At 56.9% G+C, this 269-nt stretch carries 1 protein-coding gene; it reads left to right on the forward strand.

The window, feature by feature from the left end; translation table 11 throughout:
- Positions 1-269, forward strand: a 269-nt coding sequence (locus FN960_RS24130) for a methyltransferase (RefSeq protein ID WP_143850820.1), incomplete at both ends; no start/stop codon positions are given.

Here is a 269-nt window from a genome sequence, read left to right on the forward strand (position 1 = left end):
CAGCGCTCGTCGCTGTGGCCTCTATTTTGGTCGTCTGGAAAAACAGCCGGTATTTGATGCGGAGAAATTCTGGGGCGAATACAGCGTCGATGGCCTGACGGTCAAAACGCTGCCTGGCGTGTTTAGCCGCGACGGTCTGGATGTCGGTAGCCAGTTGCTGCTCTCGACGTTAACTCCGCACACGAAAGGTAAAGTGCTGGATGTCGGCTGTGGCGCGGGCGTGCTTTCAGTTGCCTTTGCGCGCCATTCGCCGAAAATTCGTCTCACCT

Source organism: Alkalicoccobacillus porphyridii (genome assembly GCF_007293315.1).
In the GTDB taxonomy this organism is placed as follows: domain Bacteria; phylum Bacillota; class Bacilli; order Bacillales; family Bacillaceae_D; genus Alkalicoccobacillus; species Alkalicoccobacillus porphyridii.